Source organism: Pseudomonas sp. KBN10P06128 (genome assembly GCF_037574945.1).
Lineage (GTDB): Bacteria > Pseudomonadota > Gammaproteobacteria > Pseudomonadales > Pseudomonadaceae > Pseudomonas > Pseudomonas aeruginosa.
Genome location: NZ_JBBELR010000001.1, coordinates 6204231 through 6225711 on the forward strand (window position 1 = coordinate 6204231; position 21481 = coordinate 6225711).

Here is a 21481-nt window from a genome sequence, read left to right on the forward strand (position 1 = left end):
GTTCGATATCAGCGACCGATTGCGATGGCCTGATTATTCATGATCCGCGGTGTCAGGAAAACCAGAAGTTCGTTTTTCACGTCCGAGACCGTATCGCGCCGGAACAGCCGCCCCAGGTAAGGCAGGTCGCCGAGGAACGGCACCTTGTCCACCGACTTGCTCTGGGTGTTGCTGAACACGCCGCCGATGACGATGGTCTCGCCGTCGTTGACCAGGATCTTGGCGTTGACCTCGTTCTTGTTGATCGGCGGTACGCCGTTCAGTGCGCGATCGAAGTCCGGCGCATCCTTGGTCACCTTCACTTCGACGATGATCCGGTTGTCCGGGGTGATCTGCGGGGTCACCTCGAGGGACAGCGCGGCCTCCTTGAACGAGGTGCTGGTAGCGCCGCTGGAGCTGGCCTCCTGGTAGGGTACTTCCTGGCCCTTGAGGATCTTCGCGGTTTCCTTGTCCGAGGTCACGACCTTGGGCTGGGAGACGATCTCGCCGTTGCCGGTCTTTTCCATCGCCGACAGTTGCAGGTCGAGGATGATGTTGTCGGTGATGAAGCCGATGCCGATCCCGGAGGTGGCATCCTTGGCGCCGATGTCGACGAACGGCGACGGCGACTTGCTGGTTCCCGTGGTGGGGAAAGTACAGTTGCCGGCGATCGGGCCGCAGTTCATGCCGTCCTCGTCCTTGATCCCGATATTGCCGTCCTTGCCGTAGCCGTTCCAGTTGCCCTTGTGATAAGCGCCACCCCAGCGCACACCGAGGCTCTTGTCGTAACCGACGTTGGCCTCGACGATGCGTGCCTCGATCATCACCTGGCGCACCGGAATATCCAGCTGCGAAACGATCCGCCGCAGTTCGTCCAGTCGCTCCTGGGGCTGATAGGCGATGATGCTGTTGGTGCGGTCGTCGACGGTGATCGAGCCGCGCCCGCCTTCCTTGCCTTCCTGGCCACCATCGCTGGTCACCGACTGGAACAGCTTGGCGATGTCCGCGGCCTTGGCGTAGTTCACCTGGATCAGTTCCCGACGCAGTGGCGCCAACTCGGCGATCTGCTTCTGCGCTTCCAGCTCCTGGCGCTCGCGGGCGGCGATCTCGTCGGCCGGGGCCACCAGCAGCACGTTGCCGAGCTTGCGCTTGTCCAGGCCCTTGGTCTTCAGCACCAGGTCCAGCGCCTGGTCCCACGGCACGTTCTGCAGGCGCAGGGTGATATTGCCCTGCACGGTATCCGAGGCCACCAGGTTCAGGTCGGTGAAGTCGGCGATCAGCTGCAGTACCGAACGCACGTCGATGTCCTGGAAGTTCAGCGACAGTTTCTCACCGGTATAGGCGAAATTGTCCTTCTTGCGCCGCTCGGCGTCTTCCGTGGTCATCGGCTTGATGCTGACGGTCAGGCGATTGTCGGTCTGGTAGACCAGATAGTCGTAGAGCCCGCTCGGTTCGATGGTGATGCTGGTACGGTCGGATTGCGCGCTGGCGTTGACGAACTGCACCGGCGTGGCGAAGTCCTTGACGTCCAGGCGAACCCGCAGTGCATCCGGCAGCTGGGTCTTGGCGAAGTCCAGGCGGATCTTGCCGCCCTGTTCTTGAATATCCGGGCTCAAGGTCGGGTCGGACAGGTCGATGACCACGTTGCCCTCGCCCTTTTCGCCACGCTGGAAATCGATGTTGCGGATGGCACGACCCGCCGGCACGTACGGCTTGGGCTTGATCGGCTGGGCATAGCTGGCCGGAGCCGGGCTTGCCTTGACCGGAGCGGCGGAAGCGACGCTGGCGCCGGCCGGCGAATTGCCGACCACCACGAAGAGGTTGTTGCCTTCCACCCGGGTGGTGTAGGACGACAGCGTGGTCAGGTTGATGATCAACCGTGTGCGATCCTTCGCCTCGACCACCGTGACGCTGCGCGTATTGCCCACGCTCAGCTCGCGATTCTTGGTGCCGAGTTTGTTCTGCACCCCCGGCAGATCGAGGGCGATTCGCGCCGGCTGCTCGATGGTATAGCCACGCGGCGCGGCGACGGGCTCGTCGAACTGCAGCTTTAGCTCGACCCGGTCGCCAGGCAGTGCCGCCACGTCGAGTTTCTCCAGGTCCGCGGCGAGCAATGCCGGCGCGAACATGGCGGCCAGCAAAGCGATCCCGAGGCGCGAGAGGCCACTGTTCATCGTCCGACTCCGTTGTACAGACTGCTGTTGGTTATGCATGTTTTTCCCCGCCCTCAGGAGCGTTCCTTGAGAGTCAGGCTGCGCGGACGCTCCAGCCAGTTCCCCTCTCCGTCAGGAACGATTTCGATCACGTCTATTTTTCCTTCGCTGATGCCGACGACCTTGCCGTCGTTGCGCCCCAGGTAGTCCCCGACCCTCACCCGGTGCACGCCACCCGCGCCCTTCACCAGGGCGAAGGTGCCCTGGGCGTTGGACAGGGTGCCGACCATCTCGAAGGTCTCGATGTTGAAGCCTTCCAGGAACTGCTTGACCCGCGTCTCATCGGGCTTGATCACCTTGTTGCCCTTCTGCCGCACGGTCAGGTCGATCTTCACCGGCGGCTGGAACGGGCTGCGTAGCGACGCGGCGCTATAGGTGAAGGCCTCGTACGGCTGGAACTTCGGCAACGGCTCGATGGTACCCTTGGGTCGGGCGCGAACCTCGTCCATGTAGGACTGCAGATCGGCGAAATCGGAACCGCCGCCGCATCCGGCCAGGCTGGCGAGCAGCAGGCTGCTCAGAATCAGGCGGGCTCTCATTTCTTCAGCCCCTTGTCGTTGTAGCGATAGGTCTTGGCCAGGATGCTCATGCGCAGCTTGGACGTGCTGCCGGGCGCGACCGGCTTGATCTCGAAGTCATGCAGGGTGACGATCCGCGGCAGGCTGGACACGCCGCTGACGAAGGTCGCCAGGTCGTGGTAGCCGCCGACCACGCTGATCTGGATCGGCAGCTCGATGTAGAACTGCTGGGCAACCTCGGGAAGCAGCTTGATTTCCTCGAACTCAAGGCCGCTGCCCAGGCCGGTACGAGTGATGTCCTCGAGCAGCCCGGGTACCTCGGTGTCGCTGGGCAACTGCCGCAGCAAGGCGCCGAAGGACTCTTCCATCTCCTTCATCTGTGCCTTGTAGGCTTCCAGGTTCGCGGCCTGGAAGGCCTTGGTGGAGAACTGCTGCTTGAGCGTCTCCTCTTCCGCGGCCTGCTGTTCGAGCTGAGCCTGCATGTCGCTCAGATGGAAGTTGTACCCCAGCGCCAGGACCGCCGCGGTCAGCAGCACGCAGACGATGACCTTGACCGCCGCCGGCCAGGAACCGATGTTGTTCAGATCGAGGTCGTTTACGTCGATCTTGCGCAGACTTTCCAGGGAACTGGCCAGACTCATTTCTTGGCTCCTTGCGCAACCCCATGCTTCGCCTTGGCGTCTTCCTCGCCGGGCTGCGTCTGCTGCACGGTCAGTTGGAACACGTTGGCCTGGTCCACCGCGCCCTGGGTCACCGCCTTGACCTCGTTCAGGGTCGGGGCGGTCAACCACTCGGACGCGTCCATGTTGCGCATGAGATTGGAAACGCGGTTGTTGGACTCGGCCGCGCCGGCGATGGCAATGTTCTTGCCGGTCATCTTCAGGTCGGTGAAATACACGCCGTCGGGCAAGGTCCGCACGAGCTGGTCGAACACCCGTCCGATGATGGGACGGTTGCCCTGCAGGTCCTGGATGATCTTCATCCGCTCGAGCAATTGCTGGCGACGCGACTTCAGTTCGCTGATTTCCTTGATCCGGGCGTCGAGTACGACGATTTCCTTGCGCAGGAAATCGTTGCGGGCGTTCTGGTTCTCGATGGCCGCGGTGAAGTACTGGTCGCCAAGGAATACCAGCGCCGCCGATGCCACCAGGACGCCGCCAAGAATCACCAGGAACTGCTGCTTGCGCTGCTCGCGCAGCTCTTCGCGCCAGGGTAGAAGGTTGATCCGTGCCATCAGTCGAAACTCCTCAACGCCAGGCCGCAGGCGATCATCAACGCCGGAGCGTCGCTGGCCAGGGCGCCGGCATTCACCTTGCCGTTCAGCGCCATGTCGGCGAACGGGTTGGCGACCAGGGTCGGGGTGCCGATCTTCTGCTGGATCAACCGATCGAGATCCTGGATAGACGCCGTACCGCCCGCCAGGACGATGTAGTCGACGTCGTTGAACTGTCCGGCGGCGAAGAAGAACTGCAGCGAGCGGGAAACCTGCTGCACCACGGCGTCCTTGAACGGACGCAGAACTTCGCTGTCGTAGTCATCCGGAAGACCACCCTGCTTCTTGGCGAGACCGGCTTCCTCCACCGAGAGTCCGTAACGCCGCTGGATCTCCTCGGTGAGCTGGCGACCGCCGAACAGCTGTTCGCGGGTATAGATGGTGCGTCCGTTGTGCAGGACGCTCAGGGTGGTCATGGTCGCGCCGATGTCCACTACCGCCACGGTCAACTGGTCGGTGTCGGCACCCAACTGGCTGCTCAGCAGCGCATAGGAGCGCTCCAGCGCGTAAGCCTCGACGTCGACCACCTTGGCGGTCAGGCCGGCCAGCGCCAGGGCCGCTTCGCGAACCTCGACGTTCTCTTTCCGACAGGCGGCCAGGAGTACGTCCACGCGCTCGGGATTGCGCGCGGAGAGTCCCTGGACCTCGAAGTCGATGGCGACTTCCTCCAGCGGATAGGGGATGTACTGGTCGGCCTCGATCTTCAGCTGGTTTTCCAGTTCATCCTCGGAAAGCCCGGCCTCCATCTCGATGGTCTTGGTGATCACCGCCGAACCGGCGACGGCGACCACGGCCGACTTCAGGTTGGTTTTCGCCTTGACCAGCACCCGTGACAACGCCTGGCCGACCCCTTCCAGCTCGACGATGTTCTTTTCCACGACTGCATTCGGCGGAAGCGGCTCGACGGCATAGGCCTCCACTTTGTAGCGGCCTCCGGAGCGGCTCAACTCAAGGAGCTTTACCGAGGTCGAGCTGATGTCGATCCCCAGCAAGGTGTTCGCTTTCTTCTTTATGAGCCCTAGCACGACCAATTCCCTATTAGCGTTCAATACTTACGAACGATTCTTCTTTTTTCACATTAGATACCAGAGCCGAAGGCCAGGCAAATGGCTAGGTCACAGAAAAATTGCTTATAATGTGAACAGCTTTTGCCTTTTTCCTGTCCTATTCGCTTAACTCTTTCTTTTTCCTGGAAATCCGAATCTACCCATGCGCCTGCTGAAGTTCCTGTGGTGGACTTGCGTCACCCTGATTTGTGGAGTGCTGCTCAGTTTCAGCGGCGCCTATCTCTATCTGAGTCCCAGCCTGCCCTCGGTGGAAGCTCTGCGTAACGTCCAGCTGCAGATCCCCCTCAAGGTCTACAGCGAGGACGGCAAGCTGATCTCCGAGTTCGGCGAGATGCGCCGGACGCCGATCCGCTTCGCCGACATCCCGCAGGACTTCATCCATGCCCTGCTGTCCGCCGAGGACGACAATTTCGCCAACCATTATGGCGTCGATGTGAAAAGCCTAATGCGCGCCGCCGCGCAATTATTGAAAAGCGGTCACATCCAGACTGGCGGCAGCACCATCACCATGCAGGTAGCGAAGAACTACTTCCTTACCAATGAAAGAAGCTTCTCGCGAAAGATCAATGAAATCCTCCTGGCCCTGCAGATCGAGCGACAGCTGACCAAGGACGAGATCCTCGAGCTCTACGTCAACAAGATCTACCTGGGCAACCGTGCCTATGGCATCGAGGCTGCCGCACAGGTCTATTACGGCAAGCCGATCAAAGACTTGAGCCTGGCCGAGATGGCGATGATCGCCGGCCTGCCGAAAGCGCCCTCGCGCTACAACCCGCTGGTCAACCCGACCCGCAGTACGGAGCGGCGCAACTGGATCCTCGAGCGCATGCTCAAGCTCGGCTTCATCGACCAGCAACGCTACCAGGCCGCCGTCGAGGAGCCGATCAACGCCTCCTACCACGTGCAGACCCCCGAACTGAATGCGCCCTACATCGCCGAGATGGCCCGTGCCGAGATGGTCGGCCGCTACGGCAGCGAGGCCTATACCGAGGGCTACAAGGTCATTACCACGGTCCGCAGCGACCTGCAGAACGCCGCCAGCCAATCGGTCCGCGACGGCCTCATCGACTATGACCAGCGCCACGGCTACCGCGGCCCGGAGACCCGCCTGCCGGGCCAGACCCGCGACGCCTGGCTCAAGCACCTGGGCCAGCAGCGCAGCATCGGCGGCCTGGAGCCGGCGATCGTCACCCAGGTGGAAAAGAGCGGGATCATGGTGATGACCCGCGACGGCAAGGAAGAAGCCGTGACCTGGGATAGCATGAAATGGGCACGCCCCTTCCTCAGCAACAACAGCATGGGCCCGATGCCGCGCCAGCCCGCCGACGTGGCCCAGGCCGGCGACCAGATCCGCGTGCAGCGCCAGGAAGACGGCACCCTGCGCTTCGTACAGATTCCCGCCGCACAGAGCGCGCTGATCTCCCTCGACCCGAAGGACGGGGCGATCCGCTCGCTGGTCGGCGGCTTCTCCTTCGAGCAGAGCAACTACAACCGCGCGATCCAGGCCAAGCGCCAGCCGGGCTCCAGTTTCAAGCCGTTCATCTACAGCGCGGCCCTGGACAACGGTTTCACCGCCGCCAGCCTGGTCAACGATGCGCCGATCGTGTTCGTCGACGAGTACCTGGACAAGGTCTGGCGACCGAAGAACGACACCAACACCTTCCTCGGCCCGATCCCGCTGCGCGAAGCCCTGTACAAGTCCCGCAACATGGTCTCGATCCGCGTCCTGCAGGGCCTGGGCATCGAGCGGGCGATCAGCTACATCACCAAGTTCGGCTTCCAGCGCGACGAACTGCCGCGCAACTTCTCCCTGGCCCTGGGTACCGCGACAGTCACACCGATGGAAATCGCCGGCGCCTGGAGCGTATTCGCCAACGGCGGCTACAAGGTCAATCCGTACGTCATCGAACGCATCGAGAGCCGCGACGGACAGGTGCTGTACCAGGCCAATCCGCCCCGCGTGCCGGTGGAAGAACAGGTCGCTGCGCCGGATGCGGAAGACGCCGGGAATCCTGGCGACCCCGAGCATCCGGAGAGCGCCGAAGGCGAAGGTTCGATCGAAGCCCAGCAAGTCGCCGCCAAGGCCCAGACCACCTTCGAGCCGACCCCGGCCGAACGGATCATCGATGCCCGTACCGCCTATATCATGACCAGCATGCTGCAGGACGTGATCAAGCGCGGTACCGGGCGCCGCGCCCTGGCGCTGAAGCGCACCGACCTGGCCGGCAAGACCGGCACCACCAACGATTCCAAGGATGGCTGGTTCTCCGGCTACAACTCCGACTACGTGACCAGCGTCTGGGTCGGCTTCGACCAGCCGGAGACCCTGGGTCGCCGCGAGTACGGCGGTACCGTCGCGCTGCCGATCTGGATCAGGTACATGGGCTTCGCCCTCAAGGACAAGCCGATGCACACCATGGCCGAGCCGCCAGGCATCGTCAGCCTGCGCATCGACCCGGTAACCGGCCGTTCGGCCGCGCCGGGCACTCCCGGCGCCTATTTCGAGATGTTCAAGAACGAGGACACCCCGCCCTCGGTCAACGAACTGCCGCCGGGCAGCTTCCCTGGCAGCCCGCTGCCGGATGACGAAGGCGCGCCGATCGACCTGTTCTGAACCGGCGCCTGCGCTTCGTCGACGACGACGGAGCGCGAGGCGCAGGCAAAAAGAAACCCCGCCAAGGCGGGGTTTCTTTTTATCCGGCGGATCGATCAGCCGTTGAAGACTTCGTCCACCGATTTCAGCGGATAGTTCTTCGGATACGGCAGGGTAGCCACGCCGGTCTCGATGGCAGCCTTGGCCACGGCATCGGAGACCACGGTGATCAGGCGCTTGTCCATCGGCTTCGGAATGATGTACTCGCGGCCGAATTCCAGCTTGTCCACGCCATAGGCGGCGCAGACGTCCTCCGGGACCGGCTGCTTGGCCAGGTCGCGCAGGGCCAGGGCGGCGGCGATCTTCATCTCTTCGTTGATGCGCGTGGCACGTACGTCCAGGGCACCGCGGAAGATGAAGGGGAAACCGAGCACGTTGTTGACCTGGTTCGGATAGTCGGAACGTCCGGTAGCCATGATCACGTCGTTGCGGGTGGCATGGGCCAGTTCCGGCTTGATCTCCGGGTCCGGGTTCGAGCAGGCGAACACGATCGGGTTCGGCGCCATGCGCTTGAGGTCTTCCGGCTCCAGCAGGTTGGCGCCGGACAGGCCGACGAACACGTCGGCGCCCTCCAGGGCGTCGGCCAGGGTACGCTTGTCGGTCTCGGTGGCGAACACCGACTTGTACTGGTTCAGATCGTCGCGACCGGCGTGGATCACGCCCTTGCGGTCGATCATGTAGATGTTCTCGACCTTGGCGCCCATGCTCACCAGCAGCTTCATGCAGGAGATGGCGGCAGCGCCGGCGCCGAGGCAGACGATCTTCGCTTCTTCCAGCTTCTTCCCGGCCAGTTCCAGCGCGTTGAGCATGCCCGCCGCGGTAACGATGGCGGTGCCGTGCTGGTCATCGTGGAACACCGGGATGTCGCACTGTTCGATCAGCGCGCGCTCGATCTCGAAACACTCGGGAGCCTTGATGTCCTCGAGGTTGATACCGCCGAAGGTGATGGAAATACGCTTGACGGTATCGATGAAAGCCTGCGGGCTCTCGGCGTCGACCTCGATGTCGAACACGTCGATGCCGGCGAAGCGCTTGAACAGCACACCCTTGCCTTCCATCACCGGCTTGGAGGCCAGCGGGCCGAGGTTACCCAGGCCGAGAATCGCGGTGCCGTCGGAAATCACTGCCACCAGGTTGCCCTTGCCGGTGTACTGATAGGCCAGTTCGGCATCGCGGGCGATTTCACGCACCGGCTCGGCGACACCCGGGCTGTAGGCCAGGGACAGGTCCCGGGCGGTAGCGGTGGGTTTGGTCAGCTCGACACTCAGTTTTCCCGGACGGGGTTGTGCGTGATATTCGAGGGCAGCGGTTTTAAGATCGGACATTTGGGCACTTCCGCTTTATTGCTTGTTGGACAGACGGGGCGACCGAGCATACGCAAGAAGACGACGCCCCACAAGATCGTCAGGACCCGGCTGTCAAGACCTCTAGCGTACGACTTTAAGCCAATCGCCCGGACGGGGTTCACCGCTCGGATAAAGGTCATTCAGCAGACGCAGACGAGCCACGGAGTCACTCAATGACCCCTCGCCGCCAGCCGCCAATTGCTCCAGCGTCTGCCCCGCCTTGACCTGCACCAGATGCAGGCGTCGCGGCTGCGCCAGAGCCCGCTCCTTGTCGCGCAGCGGACGGAAGCTGCGGATCACGCTGAGGAAGCGGTCGTCCTGGGTCTCCAGGGAACCGACCTTGACCACGCCGACGAACAGGTAGGCGCGGTCGCCCTGGTAGATCACAGCAACCCGTCGCGCCGGGTTGCCTGGCACCACCGCCGTGTAGCCGTTCAGCCCGGCCTGCTTCAGCGACTCTTCCTGGGCCAGCCGTTGCCCGGCGTTCTTGCGCAGGAACTCCGCGGGCGTCAGGCGGGAATCATGGGGCACCAGCTTCATGCCGATGAACGACTGCTCGTCCGCCGGATAGCCAAGCAGGGCGCTGGGCTGGTTGAGGATCTTCCAGCCCGCCGGATAGCTCAGGGTGAAGTCCAGCTCGGCATGGTAGAAGTTCTGCCCGCGACGCACCCCGGCCGATGCCGAGTCGCCGAACGGCATGCCTTCCAGATGGCGAAGAAAGACCTCGCGCCCCACTTCCTGCTGTCCGTTGGCCAGCTGCCGGGCCGGGCCGACCACTTCCTGCAGGCGCCGGTCGTTGTCCGGATGGGTATCGAACAACCCGTGGTAGCCGCCGGCCTGTACCGCCTGGCCATTACGCGCGGCCTCTTCGCGAGCGAAGTCCTCCTGGTTCTTCAGCACCCGCACCACCTGGATCATCGCCGTCGGATCGTAGCCGGCGCGGGCCAGGTACTGGGCGCCGAGACCATCGGCCTCCAGTTCCATGTCACGCCCGTAGCCGCGGACGAAGGCCGTGCCGAGCACGTTGGCCAGGTCGCCGGCGGCGCCGACCCCGGTGCCGATCGCCACCGCCTGGCCAAGGATGTTCCAGGCGCTGGCCTGACTCTGCTGGCGCACGCTGTGGCGCGCCGTGACATGGCCGACCTCATGACCGAGCACCGCGGCCAGTTCGGCCTCGGAGCCAAGGTAGGCGATCAGTCCGCGATGGATATAGATGTAGCCGCCCGGCAGGGCGAAGGCGTTGATGTCCGGCGAATCGATGACGGTGAAATGATATTGCAGGTTGCTGCGGTGGCTGCTGCGGGCGACCCGCTCGCCTACCCGTTGCACGTAGGCCTGGAGCTTTTCATCGTTGTAGCGGGGGAACTGCTTGAGGATTTCCTGGTTGTAGCGAGCGCCCATGCCGAGTTCCTGCTGCTCGCTCATCATCACGAAATCGCTCTTGCCGGTGGCCGGGTTCACCGCGCAGCCGCCCAGCGCGCCGACTCCTAGCAACAGCAGCAGGAGCCAGGCGGTCTTCATGGCAACCATTCCAGCATCGCCGAATCGGTCACCGACATCTGCCAGCGCGCCTTGCCGGCCGGCACAGCGCCACGGCGGGAACGATCGACCACCCAGCCACGCACTTCCAGCGAACGTCCCGCCATCTGCATCACCCGTTTCGCATCGAACGCCTTGAGCACCTTCGGCTCGATCCGCAGGACCAGCGGACCGTCCATCTCCAGCCAGATACCGCCCCGGTTGCGTTCGACCTCGAGCACCCGCCCGCGGACCACGGCGAAGCCGCTCTGCGCCAGTCGATCGAGCGAAAGCACCGGCGAACGCTTCCATACACCCAGATTAGCCGAACGCGCGGCACGTTCCGCCGCTTGCTGACAGGCCGTCAGCTCGGTGTTCGGCGCGACCGCCACCAGGTAGCCCAGGCCCTCGCCGAGCAGGCGCGCCTCGAGGTTGGCGCCGCTGGCATCGAACAGGTGCGCCAGGGTCCGCCCGTAGTGATCGCGGGGCTGGCGGCCCGGCTGCAGGGCGAGACGCCCGTCGCTGGCCGATACCAGCGCCTGCAGCCGCTGCTTCGCGGCTTCGGCGAAGGGCTCGGTGGTGCGGCCGTTGTGCGCCAGTTCAGGTGCATTGATACCGATCAGCCGCACGCTGCGGCCATCGCGCAGGCGCACGGTATCGCCGTCCACCACCCGCGCCACCTCGACGTTCTGCAAGGCACCGGTAGGCCGGCAGGCCTCCGCCGCACCGGCGAAGACGGAAACCACGGACATGAAAAAGGCGCCCACCAGGGACGCCTTTCTCGGTACAGCGACAAGTAGCATTGCGCGCGTTCGCGGCAAGCGGCTTACTTGGTGGCGCCGAATACGCCGAAACGCTGCTTGAAGCGGTCGATACGGCCGCCGGTGTCCAGCACCTTCTGCTTGCCGGTGTAGAACGGGTGGCATTCGGAGCACACGTCCAGGTGGATCGGCTTGCACAGGGTGGAACGGGTCTTGATGACGTTACCGCAGCTGCAGGTAGCTTCGATAGCTTCGTAAGTCGGATGGATGTCCGCTTTCATGATTCAATCCTCGAGGCGTTGTGTGCCGCCACCCAGCGCGTTTACCAGGCACCGCACGTAATTAAGGGCGTGGATCATACCAGACCGATTCATCTATGCAAGCGACCCCGCCCGCCGGTCGTCTGCTAACATCGCCGGCCCAGTCCTCGTTTCCTTCATCCCCGGAAGCCGCTGAGTGTCAGACCTGATCCTACGCCTAGCCCTGCCTTCGCCACTCCGCCGCCTGTTCGACTACCGCGCGCCCCGCGGCATTCCGCGCAGCGCCCTACAGCCGGGGATTCGCCTGCTGCTGCCGTTCGGGCGCCGGGAGCTGGTTGGCGTTCTGATAGAGGTGACGGACCGTTCCGAAGTACCCGAAGACAAGCTCAAGCCTGCCCTCAGGGTACTCGACGCCAAGCCGCCGATGCCGGCGCACCTGCTCGAACTCTGTCGCTGGACCGCCCAGTACTACCAGCACAGCCTCGGCGACACCCTGTCCTGGGCGCTGCCCAACCTGTTGCGCCAGGGCGAGCCGGCCGAGGCGCGCCAGCAGCGCTTCTGGCATGCCACCGCGCAATCCAGCCTCGACGATCCGCGCCTGGCCCGGGCGCCGCGCCAGCGCCAGGCCCTGGCGATTCTCAAGCAGCATCCGCACGGGGTTTCCCATGAGTTGCTGAACCAACTGGAAATAAACAAGGACAGCCTCGACCTGCTCAAGGAAAAAGGCCTGGTCGAACTGGAGGTGCGGCGCCACAGCACCCCGCCGCGCGAAGGCGGCTGGCTGGCCCAGGCGGAGTTGCCGCTGAACCCCGAGCAGCGCGCCGCCTTCGAGGCGGTTCGCGCCAGCCACGGCGGTTTCCATTGCTTCCTGCTGGCCGGGGTCACCGGCAGCGGCAAGACCGAGGTCTACCTGCAACTGATCCGCGAAACCCTGGCCGCAGGCCGCCAGGCCCTGGTGCTGATTCCCGAGATCAACCTGGGCCCGCAGACCCTGGCGCGTTTCGAACGCCGCTTCAACGCGCGCATCGCCCTGCTGCATTCGGCCCTGACCGACCGCGAGCGCCTCGATGCCTGGCTCGCCGCCCGGGATGGCGAGGCCGACATCGTCATCGGCACCCGCTCGGCACTGTTCACGCCGCTGAAGCGGCCGGGACTGATCATCGTCGACGAGGAACACGACGCCTCCTATAAACAGCAGGACGGCCTGCGCTACCACGCCCGCGACCTGGCACTGGTACGCGCGCGCCTGGAGAATGTGCCGATCCTGCTCGGTTCGGCCACGCCCGCCCTGGAAAGCCTGCACAACGCCCAGGCCGGCCGCTACGGCCTGCTGCGCCTGACCCAGCGCGCCGGTGGCGCGCACCCGCCGAAGTTCATCCGCCTCGACGTGAAGAGCATGCCGCTCGACGCCGGCCTTTCCCGTCCGCTGCAACAGGCCATCGGCGATACCCTGGCGGCCGGCCAGCAGGTCCTGGTATTCCTCAATCGCCGCGGCTTCGCTCCGACCCTGCTTTGCCACGACTGCGGCTGGATCAGCCAATGCCCGCGCTGCGACGCGCGGATGACCGTGCACCAGGGCAGCGGCGAGTTGCGCTGCCACCACTGCGACCACCGCCAGCGGCCGCCGATGAACTGCCCGCAGTGCGGCAAGCTCGACCTGCGTCCGCTAGGCGCCGGCACCGAGCGCGCCGAGGAACGCCTGCGGATTCTCTTCCCGAACCATCCGGTGCTGCGCATCGACCGCGACAGCACCTCGCGCAAGCACGCCATGCGCGACCTCTTCGCCACCATCAACAGCGGTGAGCCATGCATCCTGGTCGGCACCCAGATGCTCGCCAAGGGGCACCACTTCCCACGGGTCACCCTGGTGGCGATCCTCGATGCCGATGGCGGCCTGTTTTCCGCCGACTTCCGCGCCAGCGAACGCATGGCCCAGCAGATCGTCCAGGTCGCCGGCCGCGCAGGACGCGCCGAGGAGCCCGGGCGGGTACTGATCCAGACCCACCTGGCCGATCACCCGCTGCTGGTCCAGCTCACCGAGGACGGCTACTTCGCCTTTGCCGAACAGGCCCTCAGCGAACGCCGCGCCGCCGGCCTGCCGCCCTTCGCCCACCTCGCCCTGCTGCGCGCCGAAGCGCACAAGCCGGGCCAGGCGGAAGCCTTCCTCGACAGCGCCTGCAGTGCCGCCGAGCAATTGCTCGAGCAGATGGGCGGACCGGAGGTGGAACTGCTCGGGCCGGTGCCCGCGCCCATGGAGCGGCGTGCCGGCAAGCACCGCGCGCAACTGCTGCTGCAGTGCATGAGCCGGGCGCCGCTGCATCGCCTGCTGACGCCCTGGCTGCAGAGCCTCGAACAGTTGCCCGGCGGGCGCCAGGTGCGCTGGTCGCTCGATATCGATCCGATCGACCTGTTCTGAGCGCCTTCCTGGAAGACGCCCCGCTTGACTGGGGTCAGCCGGAATCCGCGATGTCCGGCGCAAACTGTCGGCTAATCGCCGCAACGGTTGGCAACGCCTGTCCGCCCACGGATAATGCACGGTTCTGAGCCTCGACCGGCCACCCCGCGCACATCGCGGGGAGTGAACTTCGGAGCGCCGCATCCGCCGGCCCTTCCCCTGCCCGACCGTCGCGCGCCGCCCCTCTGCCCGCGAGCACGGAGAGAACGATGAAAGACACGATTCGCCAGCTGATCCAGCAAGCCCTCGACCAACTGACCGCGGACGGCACCCTACCCGCCGGCCTGACCCCGGACATCCAGGTGGAGAACACCAAGGACCGTAGCCACGGCGATTTCGCCAGCAACATCGCCATGATGCTGGCCAAGCCGGCCGGGATGAAGCCGCGCGACCTGGCCGCCAGGCTGGTCGAGGCAATCCCCGCCCACGAGCAACTGGCCAAGGTGGAGATCGCCGGCCCCGGCTTCCTCAACTTCTTCCAGGATCACGTCTGGCTCGCCGCCAGCCTCGACCGCGCCCTCGCCGACGAACGTCTCGGCGTGCGCAAGGCAGGCCCGGCGCAGCGCGTGGTGATCGACCTGTCCTCGCCGAACCTGGCCAAGGAAATGCACGTCGGCCACCTGCGCTCGACCATCATCGGCGACGCCGTCGCGCGCGTCCTCGAGTTCCTCGGCGACACGGTGATCCGGCAGAACCACGTCGGCGACTGGGGCACCCAGTTCGGCATGCTGCTCGCCTACCTGGAAGAGCAACCGGTCGACGCCGAGGCCGAGCTGCACGACCTGGAGGTCTTCTACCGCGCGGCGAAGAAACGCTTCGACGAGTCTCCCGAATTCGCCGACCGCGCCCGCGAACTGGTGGTCAAGCTGCAGGCCGGCGACCCCGACTGCCTGCGCCTGTGGACCCGCTTCAACGAGATTTCCCTGTCGCACTGCCAGAAGGTCTACGACCGTCTCGGCGTGAAGCTGAGCATGGCCGACGTCATGGGCGAGAGCGCCTACAACGACGACCTCGCCCAGGTGGTCGCCGACCTGACCGCCAAGGGCCTGCTCACCGAAGACAACGGCGCGCTGTGCGTCTTCCTCGAAGAGTTCAGGAACGCCGAGGGCAATCCGCTCCCGGTGATCGTGCAGAAGGCCGGCGGCGGCTACCTCTACGCCACCACCGACCTCGCCGCCATGCGTTATCGGCACAACGTGCTGCACGCCGACCGCGTGCTGTACTTCGTCGACCAGCGCCAGGCCCTGCACTTCCAGCAGGTCTTCGAAGTGGCGCGCCGCGCCGGTTTCGTTCCGGCCGGCATGGAGCTGGAACACATGGGCTTCGGTACCATGAACGGCGCCGACGGCCGTCCGTTCAAGACCCGCGACGGCGGTACGGTGAAGCTGATCGACCTGCTGGAAGAGGCCGAGAGCCGCGCCTATGCGCTGGTCAAGGAACGCAACGAGCAGCGCGCCGAGCGTGGCGAAGAGCCGTTCGACGAGGTCCAGCTGCGCGAGATCGGCCGGGTGGTGGGGATCGACTCGGTGAAGTACGCCGACCTGTCCAAGCACCGCACCAGCGACTACAGCTTCAACTTCGAACTGATGCTCAGCTTCGAAGGCAACACCGCACCCTACCTGCTCTACGCCTGCACCCGCGTGGCCAGCGTCTTCCGCAAGCTCGGCCAGGGCCGCGAGCAACTGGGCGGGAAGATCGTCCTCGAGCAGCCCCAGGAGCTGACCCTGGCCGCACAGCTGGCGCAGTTCGGCGACCTGATCAACAACGTCGCGCTCAAGGGCGTGCCGCACCTGCTCTGCGCCTACCTGTACGAGTTGGCCGGGCTGTTCTCCAGTTTCTACGAGCACTGCCCGATCCTCACCGCCGAGGACCCGGCGCAGAAGGACAGCCGCCTGCGTCTCGCCGCGCTGACCGGCCGTACCCTGGAACAGGGCCTGGAGCTGCTCGGTCTGAAGACTCTGGAACGCATGTAATCGAACCCGCCCGAACAGGAGTCCGGGAACCCCCATGGCAAAGAAGAAACCCGCCCCCAAGCGCGGCGCCAGCCGCTACCAGGCGCCCGCCGCGAAGAACGGCGTTCCCGGCTGGGTCTGGCTGGTCGCCGGCCTGGCCATCGGCGGCTTCATCATGTTCCTGATGAAGCTCGAACCCGGGCGCAAGGACGTCCAGCGCGAACGCCCGGACGCCCAGCGCCCGGCCGCCGTGCAGGGCAAGCAGCCGCAGCAGAACGGCCAGGCCCAGCAGCCCGCACAAACGCAGACGCCGGCCCAGGCCAAGCCGAAGTACGAGTTCTACACCCTGCTGCCGGAGTCCGAGGTCGTGGTGCCGCCGGAAGCGGTACCGGAGAAGGCCCCGCCGCCGCCCACCCCCGCCGAGCTGGCCAAGGCCGACGAAGCGCGGGCCAAGGCCGCACTCGCCGGGCAGGTGCCACCGCCGCTGCCGAAAGCGGTGGTCGCCGCCAGCACGCAGTTCTTCCTGCAGGCCGGCTCGTTCCGCAAGCAGTCCGACGCCGACCGCGTGCGCGCGCAGATCATCCTGCTCGGGCAGTCGGTGAACGTCGAGGCCGGCAACGTCCGCGACGAGACCTGGTACCGGGTGATGGTCGGCCCCTTCAACAGCCGCGACCAGTTGTCCCAGGCGCAGAAGACACTGTCCTCCAACGGCTTCAGCAACCTGCTGTTACAGCAACGCAAGGCCCGCTGAACGCGGGCCACGCCGTGCGTTCCGACGCACGGCGGTGCGTGCGGTTGAAAAGCCGCGGATCGCCCCTATATCTCCCAGCATTCCGGGCATTCGGCCCCGCAGTGTGGAGATTTCCCCCTTGACCACCATCGTATCTGTCCGCCGCAACGGCAAAGTCGTCATGGGCGGCGACGGCCAGGTTTCCCTGGGCAACACCGTGATGAAAGGCAACGCCAAGAAGGTCCGGCGCCTGTATCACGGTCAGGTACTGGCCGGTTTCGCCGGCGCCACCGCCGATGCCTTCACCCTGTTCGAGCGCTTCGAGCAGCAACTGGAGAAACACCAGGGGCACCTGGTCCGCGCCGCCGTCGAACTGGCCAAGGACTGGCGCACCGACCGCTCCCTGAGCCGCCTCGAAGCCATGCTCGCGGTCGCCAACAAGGATGCCTCGCTGATCATCACCGGCAACGGCGACGTGGTCGAACCCGAACACGGCCTGATCGCCATGGGCTCCGGCGGCGGCTTCGCCCAGGCCGCGGCCCTGGCCCTGCTGCAGCACAACGCCGAGCTGAGCGCTCGGGAAGTCGCCGAGACCGCGCTGAACATCGCCGGCTCGATCTGCGTCTTCACCAACCAGAACCTGACCATCGAGGAGCTGGACAGCGCCGTCTGAAGCGCTCGTCCCCCGCTGGAGTAAACGAATGTCCATGACGCCCCGCGAGATCGTCCACGAACTCAACCGCCACATCATCGGCCAGGACGACGCCAAGCGCGCCGTCGCCATCGCCCTGCGCAACCGCTGGCGACGCATGCAACTGCCGGCCGAGCTGCGCGCCGAGGTCACGCCGAAGAACATCCTCATGATCGGCCCCACCGGCGTCGGCAAGACCGAGATCGCCCGCCGCCTGGCGCGCCTGGCGAACGCGCCGTTCATCAAGGTCGAGGCGACCAAGTTCACCGAGGTCGGCTATGTCGGACGCGACGTCGAGTCGATCATCCGCGATCTCGCCGACGCCGCGGTGAAGATGCTCCGCGAACAGGAGATCCAGAAGGTCAAGTATCGCGCCGAGGACGCCGCCGAAGAGCGCATCCTCGATGCCCTGCTGCCGGCAGCGCGTCCCGCCATGGGCTTCGGCGACGAGCCGGCACGCGAGGACAGCAACACCCGCCAGCTGTTCCGCAAGCGCCTGCGCGAAGGCCAGCTGGACGACAAGGAAATCGACATCGAGGTGGCCGACAACCCGGCCGGCGTGGAGATCATGGCCCCGCCCGGCATGGAGGAGATGACCAACCAGTTGCAGAACCTGTTCTCCGGCATGAGCAAGGGCAAGAAGAAGACCCGCAAGCTGAAGGTCGCCGAGGCCCTGAAGCTGATCCGCGACGAAGAGGCGGTGCGCCTGGTCAACGAGGAAGAGCTCAAGGCACGCGCCCTGGAGGCGGTCGAGCAGCACGGCATCGTCTTCATCGACGAGATCGACAAGATCGCCAAGCGCGCCAACGCCGGCGGCGCCGACGTCTCCCGCGAGGGCGTACAGCGCGACCTGCTGCCACTGATCGAGGGCTGCACGGTGAACACCAAGCTGGGCATGGTCAAGACCGACCACATCCTGTTCATCGCCTCCGGCGCCTTCCACCTGAGCAAGCCGAGCGACCTGGTTCCCGAGCTGCAGGGCCGCCTGCCGATCCGCGTGGAGCTCAAGGCCCTCAGCCCGAACGATTTCGAGCGCATCCTCACCGAGCCGCATGCCTCGCTCACCGAGCAGTACCGCGAGCTGCTGAAGACCGAGGGACTGGCCATCGAGTTCGCCGAGGACGGCATCAAGCGCCTTGCCGAGATCGCCTGGCAGGTCAACGAGAAGACCGAGAACATCGGTGCCCGCCGCCTGCATACGCTGCTCGAGCGGCTGCTGGAGGAGGTCTCGTTCAGCGCAGCCGACCTGGCCAGCGAGCATAGCGACAAGCCGATCCTGATCGATGCCGGCTACGTCAACAGCCACCTCGGCGAGCTGGCCGAGGACGAGGACCTGTCCCGCTACATCCTTTGACCACCGCCGCCGCCACGGCCAGCACCGTGGCGGCGGGCCGCGCGGTCCCGAACCGGGGTATCCTTGTACTCCGCCCTTCCGCGAGTCCGATGCGATGCGTATCCCTTCCGCCATCCAGCTGCACAAAGCCTCGAAGACCCTGACCCTGCGCTACGGCGAGGACAGCTACGACCTGCCTGCCGAGTTCCTCCGCGTGCATTCGCCCTCGGCCGAGGTCCAGGGCCACGGCAACCCGGTATTGCAGTACGGCAAGCTGAACGTCGGCCTGGTCGGCGTCGAACCCGCCGGCCAGTACGCACTGAAGCTGAGCTTCGACGACGGCCACGACAGCGGCCTGTTCACCTGGGACTACCTGTACGAGCTGGCGACCCGCAAGGACCAGCTGTGGGCCGACTACCTGGCGGAGCTGGCCAGCGCCGGCAAGTCGCGCGACCCCGACGAGTCGGTCGTCAAGCTGATGCTCTGAAGCGCCGGGCCGAGTGCCCCTTCGCGGCACACGGCATCCTGGCGATTTTTCCCCGCTGCCCCGAACGAGGGCACGTCATTTGCAACATTCGCCCCGCAGACTGCCAGACCAGACATCCGGTCGGCGCGGTCGCCACGGCGAATGTCCTACCCTGCACGGCAGCAACGCTCTAGTCCGCAGGTCGGCCGCTCGCCGGGCCAGCCACGCCGGCCACCGATGCTTCTGCCAGCTTGCACGCCAGCGGAAACTCGCGTAACCAAGACGGTGCAGCCCCTTGTCCGGGTTCCCTTCCCTGACGTGCGTCCGCCCCGCCCTGAAACGTGCGGGTGGGCTGGTAGTCGAGCAGTAGCCGGCCGGACACCTGGTCCCCGGTTTCGTTGCGGTCCCCTGTTTCGCCTCGAACAATGGAGCGTTGCCGATGAGTCAAAAGAACAATAACGAGCTTCCCAAGCAAGCCGCGGAAAACACGCTGAACCTGAATCCGGTGATCGGCATCCGGGGCAAGGACCTGCTCACCTCCGCGCGCATGGTCCTGCTCCAGGCGGTGCGCCAGCCACTGCACAGCGCCAGGCACGTGGCGCATTTCAGCCTGGAGCTGAAGAACGTCCTGCTCGGCCAGTCGGAGCTGCGCCCAGGCGACGACGACCGGCGCTTTTCCGACCCGGCCTGGAGCCAGAATCCGCTGTACAAGCGCTACATGCAGACCTACCTGGCCTGGCGCAAGGAGCTGCACAGCTGGATCAGCCACAGCGACCTGTCGCCGCAGGACATCAGTCGTGGCCAGTTCGTCATCAACCTGCTGACCGAGGCGATGTCGCCGACCAACAGCCTGAGCAACCCGGCGGCGGTCAAGCGCTTCTTCGAGACCGGCGGCAAGAGCCTGCTGGACGGCCTCGGCCACCTGGCCAAGGACCTGGTGAACAACGGCGGGATGCCGAGCCAGGTGGACATGGACGCCTTCGAGGTGGGCAAGAACCTGGCCACCACCGAGGGCGCCGTGGTGTTCCGCAACGACGTGCTGGAACTGATCCAGTACCGGCCGATCACCGAATCGGTGCACGAACGCCCGCTGCTGGTGGTGCCGCCGCAGATCAACAAGTTCTACGTCTTCGACCTGTCGCCGGACAAGAGCCTGGCGCGCTTCTGCCTGCGCAACGGCGTGCAGACCTTCATCGTCAGCTGGCGCAACCCGACCAAGTCGCAGCGCGAATGGGGCCTGACCACCTATATCGAGGCGCTCAAGGAGGCCATCGAGGTAGTCCTGTCGATCACCGGCAGCAAGGACCTCAACCTCCTCGGCGCCTGCTCCGGCGGGATCACCACCGCGACCCTGGTCGGCCACTACGTCGCCAGCGGCGAGAAGAAGGTCAACGCCTTCACCCAACTGGTCAGCGTGCTCGACTTCGAACTGAATACCCAGGTCGCGCTGTTCGCCGACGAGAAGACCCTGGAGGCCGCCAAGCGTCGCTCCTACCAGTCCGGCGTGCTGGAGGGCAAGGACATGGCCAAGGTGTTCGCCTGGATGCGCCCCAACGACCTGATCTGGAACTACTGGGTCAACAACTACCTGCTCGGCAACCAGCCGCCGGCGTTCGACATCCTCTACTGGAACAACGACACCACGCGCCTGCCCGCCGCGCTGCACGGCGAGTTCGTGGAACTGTTCAAGAGCAACCCGCTGAACCGCCCCGGCGCCCTGGAGGTCTCCGGCACGCCCATCGACCTGAAGCAGGTGACTTGCGACTTCTACTGTGTCGCCGGTCTGAACGACCACATCACCCCCTGGGAGTCGTGCTACAAGTCGGCCAGGCTGCTGGGCGGCAAGTGCGAGTTCATCCTCTCCAACAGCGGCCACATCCAGAGCATCCTCAACCCACCGGGCAACCCCAAGGCACGCTTCATGACCAATCCGGAACTGCCCGCCGAGCCCAAGGCCTGGCTGGAACAGGCCGGCAAGCACGCCGATTCGTGGTGGCTGCACTGGCAGCAATGGCTGGCCGAACGCTCCGGCAAGACCCGCAAGGCGCCCGCCAGCCTGGGCAACAAGACCTATCCGGCCGGCGAAGCCGCGCCCGGAACCTACGTGCATGAACGATGAAAAGCGACCAGCCTGAAGAACTGCCGCAGGAGCGATCCGCGGCCTCCGCCGACGAAACCCCGCCAGCGCCTCCGGCGCGGCCCCGCGCCGCGCGGAAGCCGGCCAGGCCCCGTATCGCCGAGCCCGCGGCTGCGCCGCCGAGGACCC

General features: G+C 65.4%; 17 protein-coding genes. 8 read left to right on the forward strand and 9 right to left on the reverse strand.

Features of this window, described 5'->3' with window-relative positions; genetic code table 11:
• Positions 1–8: 8 nt before the first annotated feature.
• Genes pilQ through pilM form a run of 5 tightly spaced genes read right to left on the reverse strand, consistent with a single transcriptional unit; the run spans position 9 to position 5008 of the window.
• Positions 9–2153 (reverse strand): type 4a pilus secretin PilQ, encoded by a 2145-nt coding sequence (pilQ, locus tag VQ065_RS28915; protein ID WP_003095835.1) that lies wholly within the window; start codon positions 2151–2153, stop codon positions 9–11.
• A 53-nt stretch (positions 2154–2206) separates the two neighbouring features.
• On the reverse strand, positions 2207–2731 hold the full coding sequence (gene pilP, locus VQ065_RS28920; protein ID WP_003095836.1) for a type 4a pilus biogenesis lipoprotein PilP: 525 nt from the start codon (positions 2729–2731) through the stop codon (positions 2207–2209).
• Positions 2728–3351: a type 4a pilus biogenesis protein PilO gene (pilO, locus tag VQ065_RS28925; RefSeq protein WP_003095838.1), complete on the reverse strand. Its 624-nt coding sequence runs from the start codon at positions 3349–3351 to the stop codon at positions 2728–2730. Before pilO ends, pilP begins: the two co-directional genes overlap by 4 nt.
• Positions 3348–3944: a type 4a pilus biogenesis protein PilN gene (pilN, locus tag VQ065_RS28930; protein ID WP_003095839.1), complete on the reverse strand. Its 597-nt coding sequence runs from the start codon at positions 3942–3944 to the stop codon at positions 3348–3350. The genes pilO and pilN overlap by 4 nt, the downstream gene beginning before the upstream one ends.
• The gene (gene pilM / locus VQ065_RS28935) at positions 3944–5008 is read right to left on the reverse strand and encodes a type IV pilus assembly protein PilM (protein WP_003110888.1); all 1065 of its coding nucleotides are present in this window, start codon (positions 5006–5008) and stop codon (positions 3944–3946) included. The genes pilN and pilM overlap by 1 nt, the downstream gene beginning before the upstream one ends.
• A gap of 184 nt (positions 5009–5192) precedes the next feature.
• Here pilM and VQ065_RS28940 point away from each other — a divergent pair, with 184 nt between their 5' ends.
• Positions 5193–7664, forward strand: a complete 2472-nt coding sequence (locus VQ065_RS28940) for a penicillin-binding protein 1A (protein ID WP_003095841.1) — start codon at positions 5193–5195, stop codon at positions 7662–7664.
• A gap of 95 nt (positions 7665–7759) precedes the next feature.
• Here the strand turns inward: VQ065_RS28940 and VQ065_RS28945 are convergent, their stop codons facing one another.
• The 4 genes from VQ065_RS28945 to rpmE all read right to left on the reverse strand — a co-directional run bounded on the left by VQ065_RS28945 (position 7760) and on the right by rpmE (position 11609).
• Positions 7760–9028, reverse strand: coding sequence for a malic enzyme (locus tag VQ065_RS28945; RefSeq protein WP_003095842.1), 1269 nt, complete (start codon positions 9026–9028; stop codon positions 7760–7762).
• 102 nt (positions 9029–9130) lie between these two features.
• On the reverse strand, positions 9131–10570 hold the full coding sequence (locus tag VQ065_RS28950) for a M48 family metalloprotease (protein WP_003095844.1): 1440 nt from the start codon (positions 10568–10570) through the stop codon (positions 9131–9133).
• On the reverse strand, positions 10567–11319 hold the full coding sequence (locus VQ065_RS28955) for a thermonuclease family protein (RefSeq protein ID WP_023127627.1): 753 nt from the start codon (positions 11317–11319) through the stop codon (positions 10567–10569). The genes VQ065_RS28950 and VQ065_RS28955 overlap by 4 nt, the downstream gene beginning before the upstream one ends.
• 74 nt (positions 11320–11393) lie before the next feature.
• Positions 11394–11609 carry a 50S ribosomal protein L31 gene (rpmE, locus tag VQ065_RS28960; RefSeq protein WP_003095846.1) on the reverse strand — a complete coding sequence of 72 codons (216 nt, stop codon included), beginning with the start codon at positions 11607–11609 and terminating at the stop codon, positions 11394–11396.
• A 175-nt stretch (positions 11610–11784) separates the two neighbouring features.
• Here rpmE and VQ065_RS28965 point away from each other — a divergent pair, with 175 nt between their 5' ends.
• The 7 genes from VQ065_RS28965 (at position 11785) to phaC (ending at position 21334) form a co-directional block, all read left to right on the forward strand.
• Positions 11785–14004 carry a primosomal protein N' gene (locus VQ065_RS28965; RefSeq protein WP_003095847.1) on the forward strand — a complete coding sequence of 740 codons (2220 nt, stop codon included), beginning with the start codon at positions 11785–11787 and terminating at the stop codon, positions 14002–14004.
• 248 nt (positions 14005–14252) lie between these two features.
• Entirely contained in the window at positions 14253–16016 is a 1764-nt protein-coding gene (gene argS / locus VQ065_RS28970; protein ID WP_003095848.1) for an arginine--tRNA ligase, read from the forward strand.
• Between the two features lie 34 nt (positions 16017–16050).
• Positions 16051–16746 carry an SPOR domain-containing protein gene (locus VQ065_RS28975; protein WP_003095850.1) on the forward strand — a complete coding sequence of 232 codons (696 nt, stop codon included), beginning with the start codon at positions 16051–16053 and terminating at the stop codon, positions 16744–16746.
• A 118-nt stretch (positions 16747–16864) separates the two neighbouring features.
• Complete coding sequence (gene hslV / locus VQ065_RS28980; RefSeq protein WP_003095852.1) at positions 16865–17398, forward strand: ATP-dependent protease subunit HslV; 534 nt, start codon at positions 16865–16867, stop codon at positions 17396–17398.
• Positions 17399–17426: 28 nt separating this feature from the next.
• Entirely contained in the window at positions 17427–18770 is a 1344-nt protein-coding gene (hslU, locus tag VQ065_RS28985) for an ATP-dependent protease ATPase subunit HslU (RefSeq protein WP_003095854.1), read from the forward strand.
• A 94-nt stretch (positions 18771–18864) separates the two neighbouring features.
• Positions 18865–19236, forward strand: coding sequence for a gamma-butyrobetaine hydroxylase-like domain-containing protein (locus tag VQ065_RS28990; RefSeq protein WP_003095857.1), 372 nt, complete (start codon positions 18865–18867; stop codon positions 19234–19236).
• Between the two features lie 418 nt (positions 19237–19654).
• On the forward strand, positions 19655–21334 hold the full coding sequence (gene phaC / locus VQ065_RS28995; RefSeq protein ID WP_003095864.1) for a class II poly(R)-hydroxyalkanoic acid synthase: 1680 nt from the start codon (positions 19655–19657) through the stop codon (positions 21332–21334).
• Positions 21335–21481 lie beyond the last annotated feature (147 nt).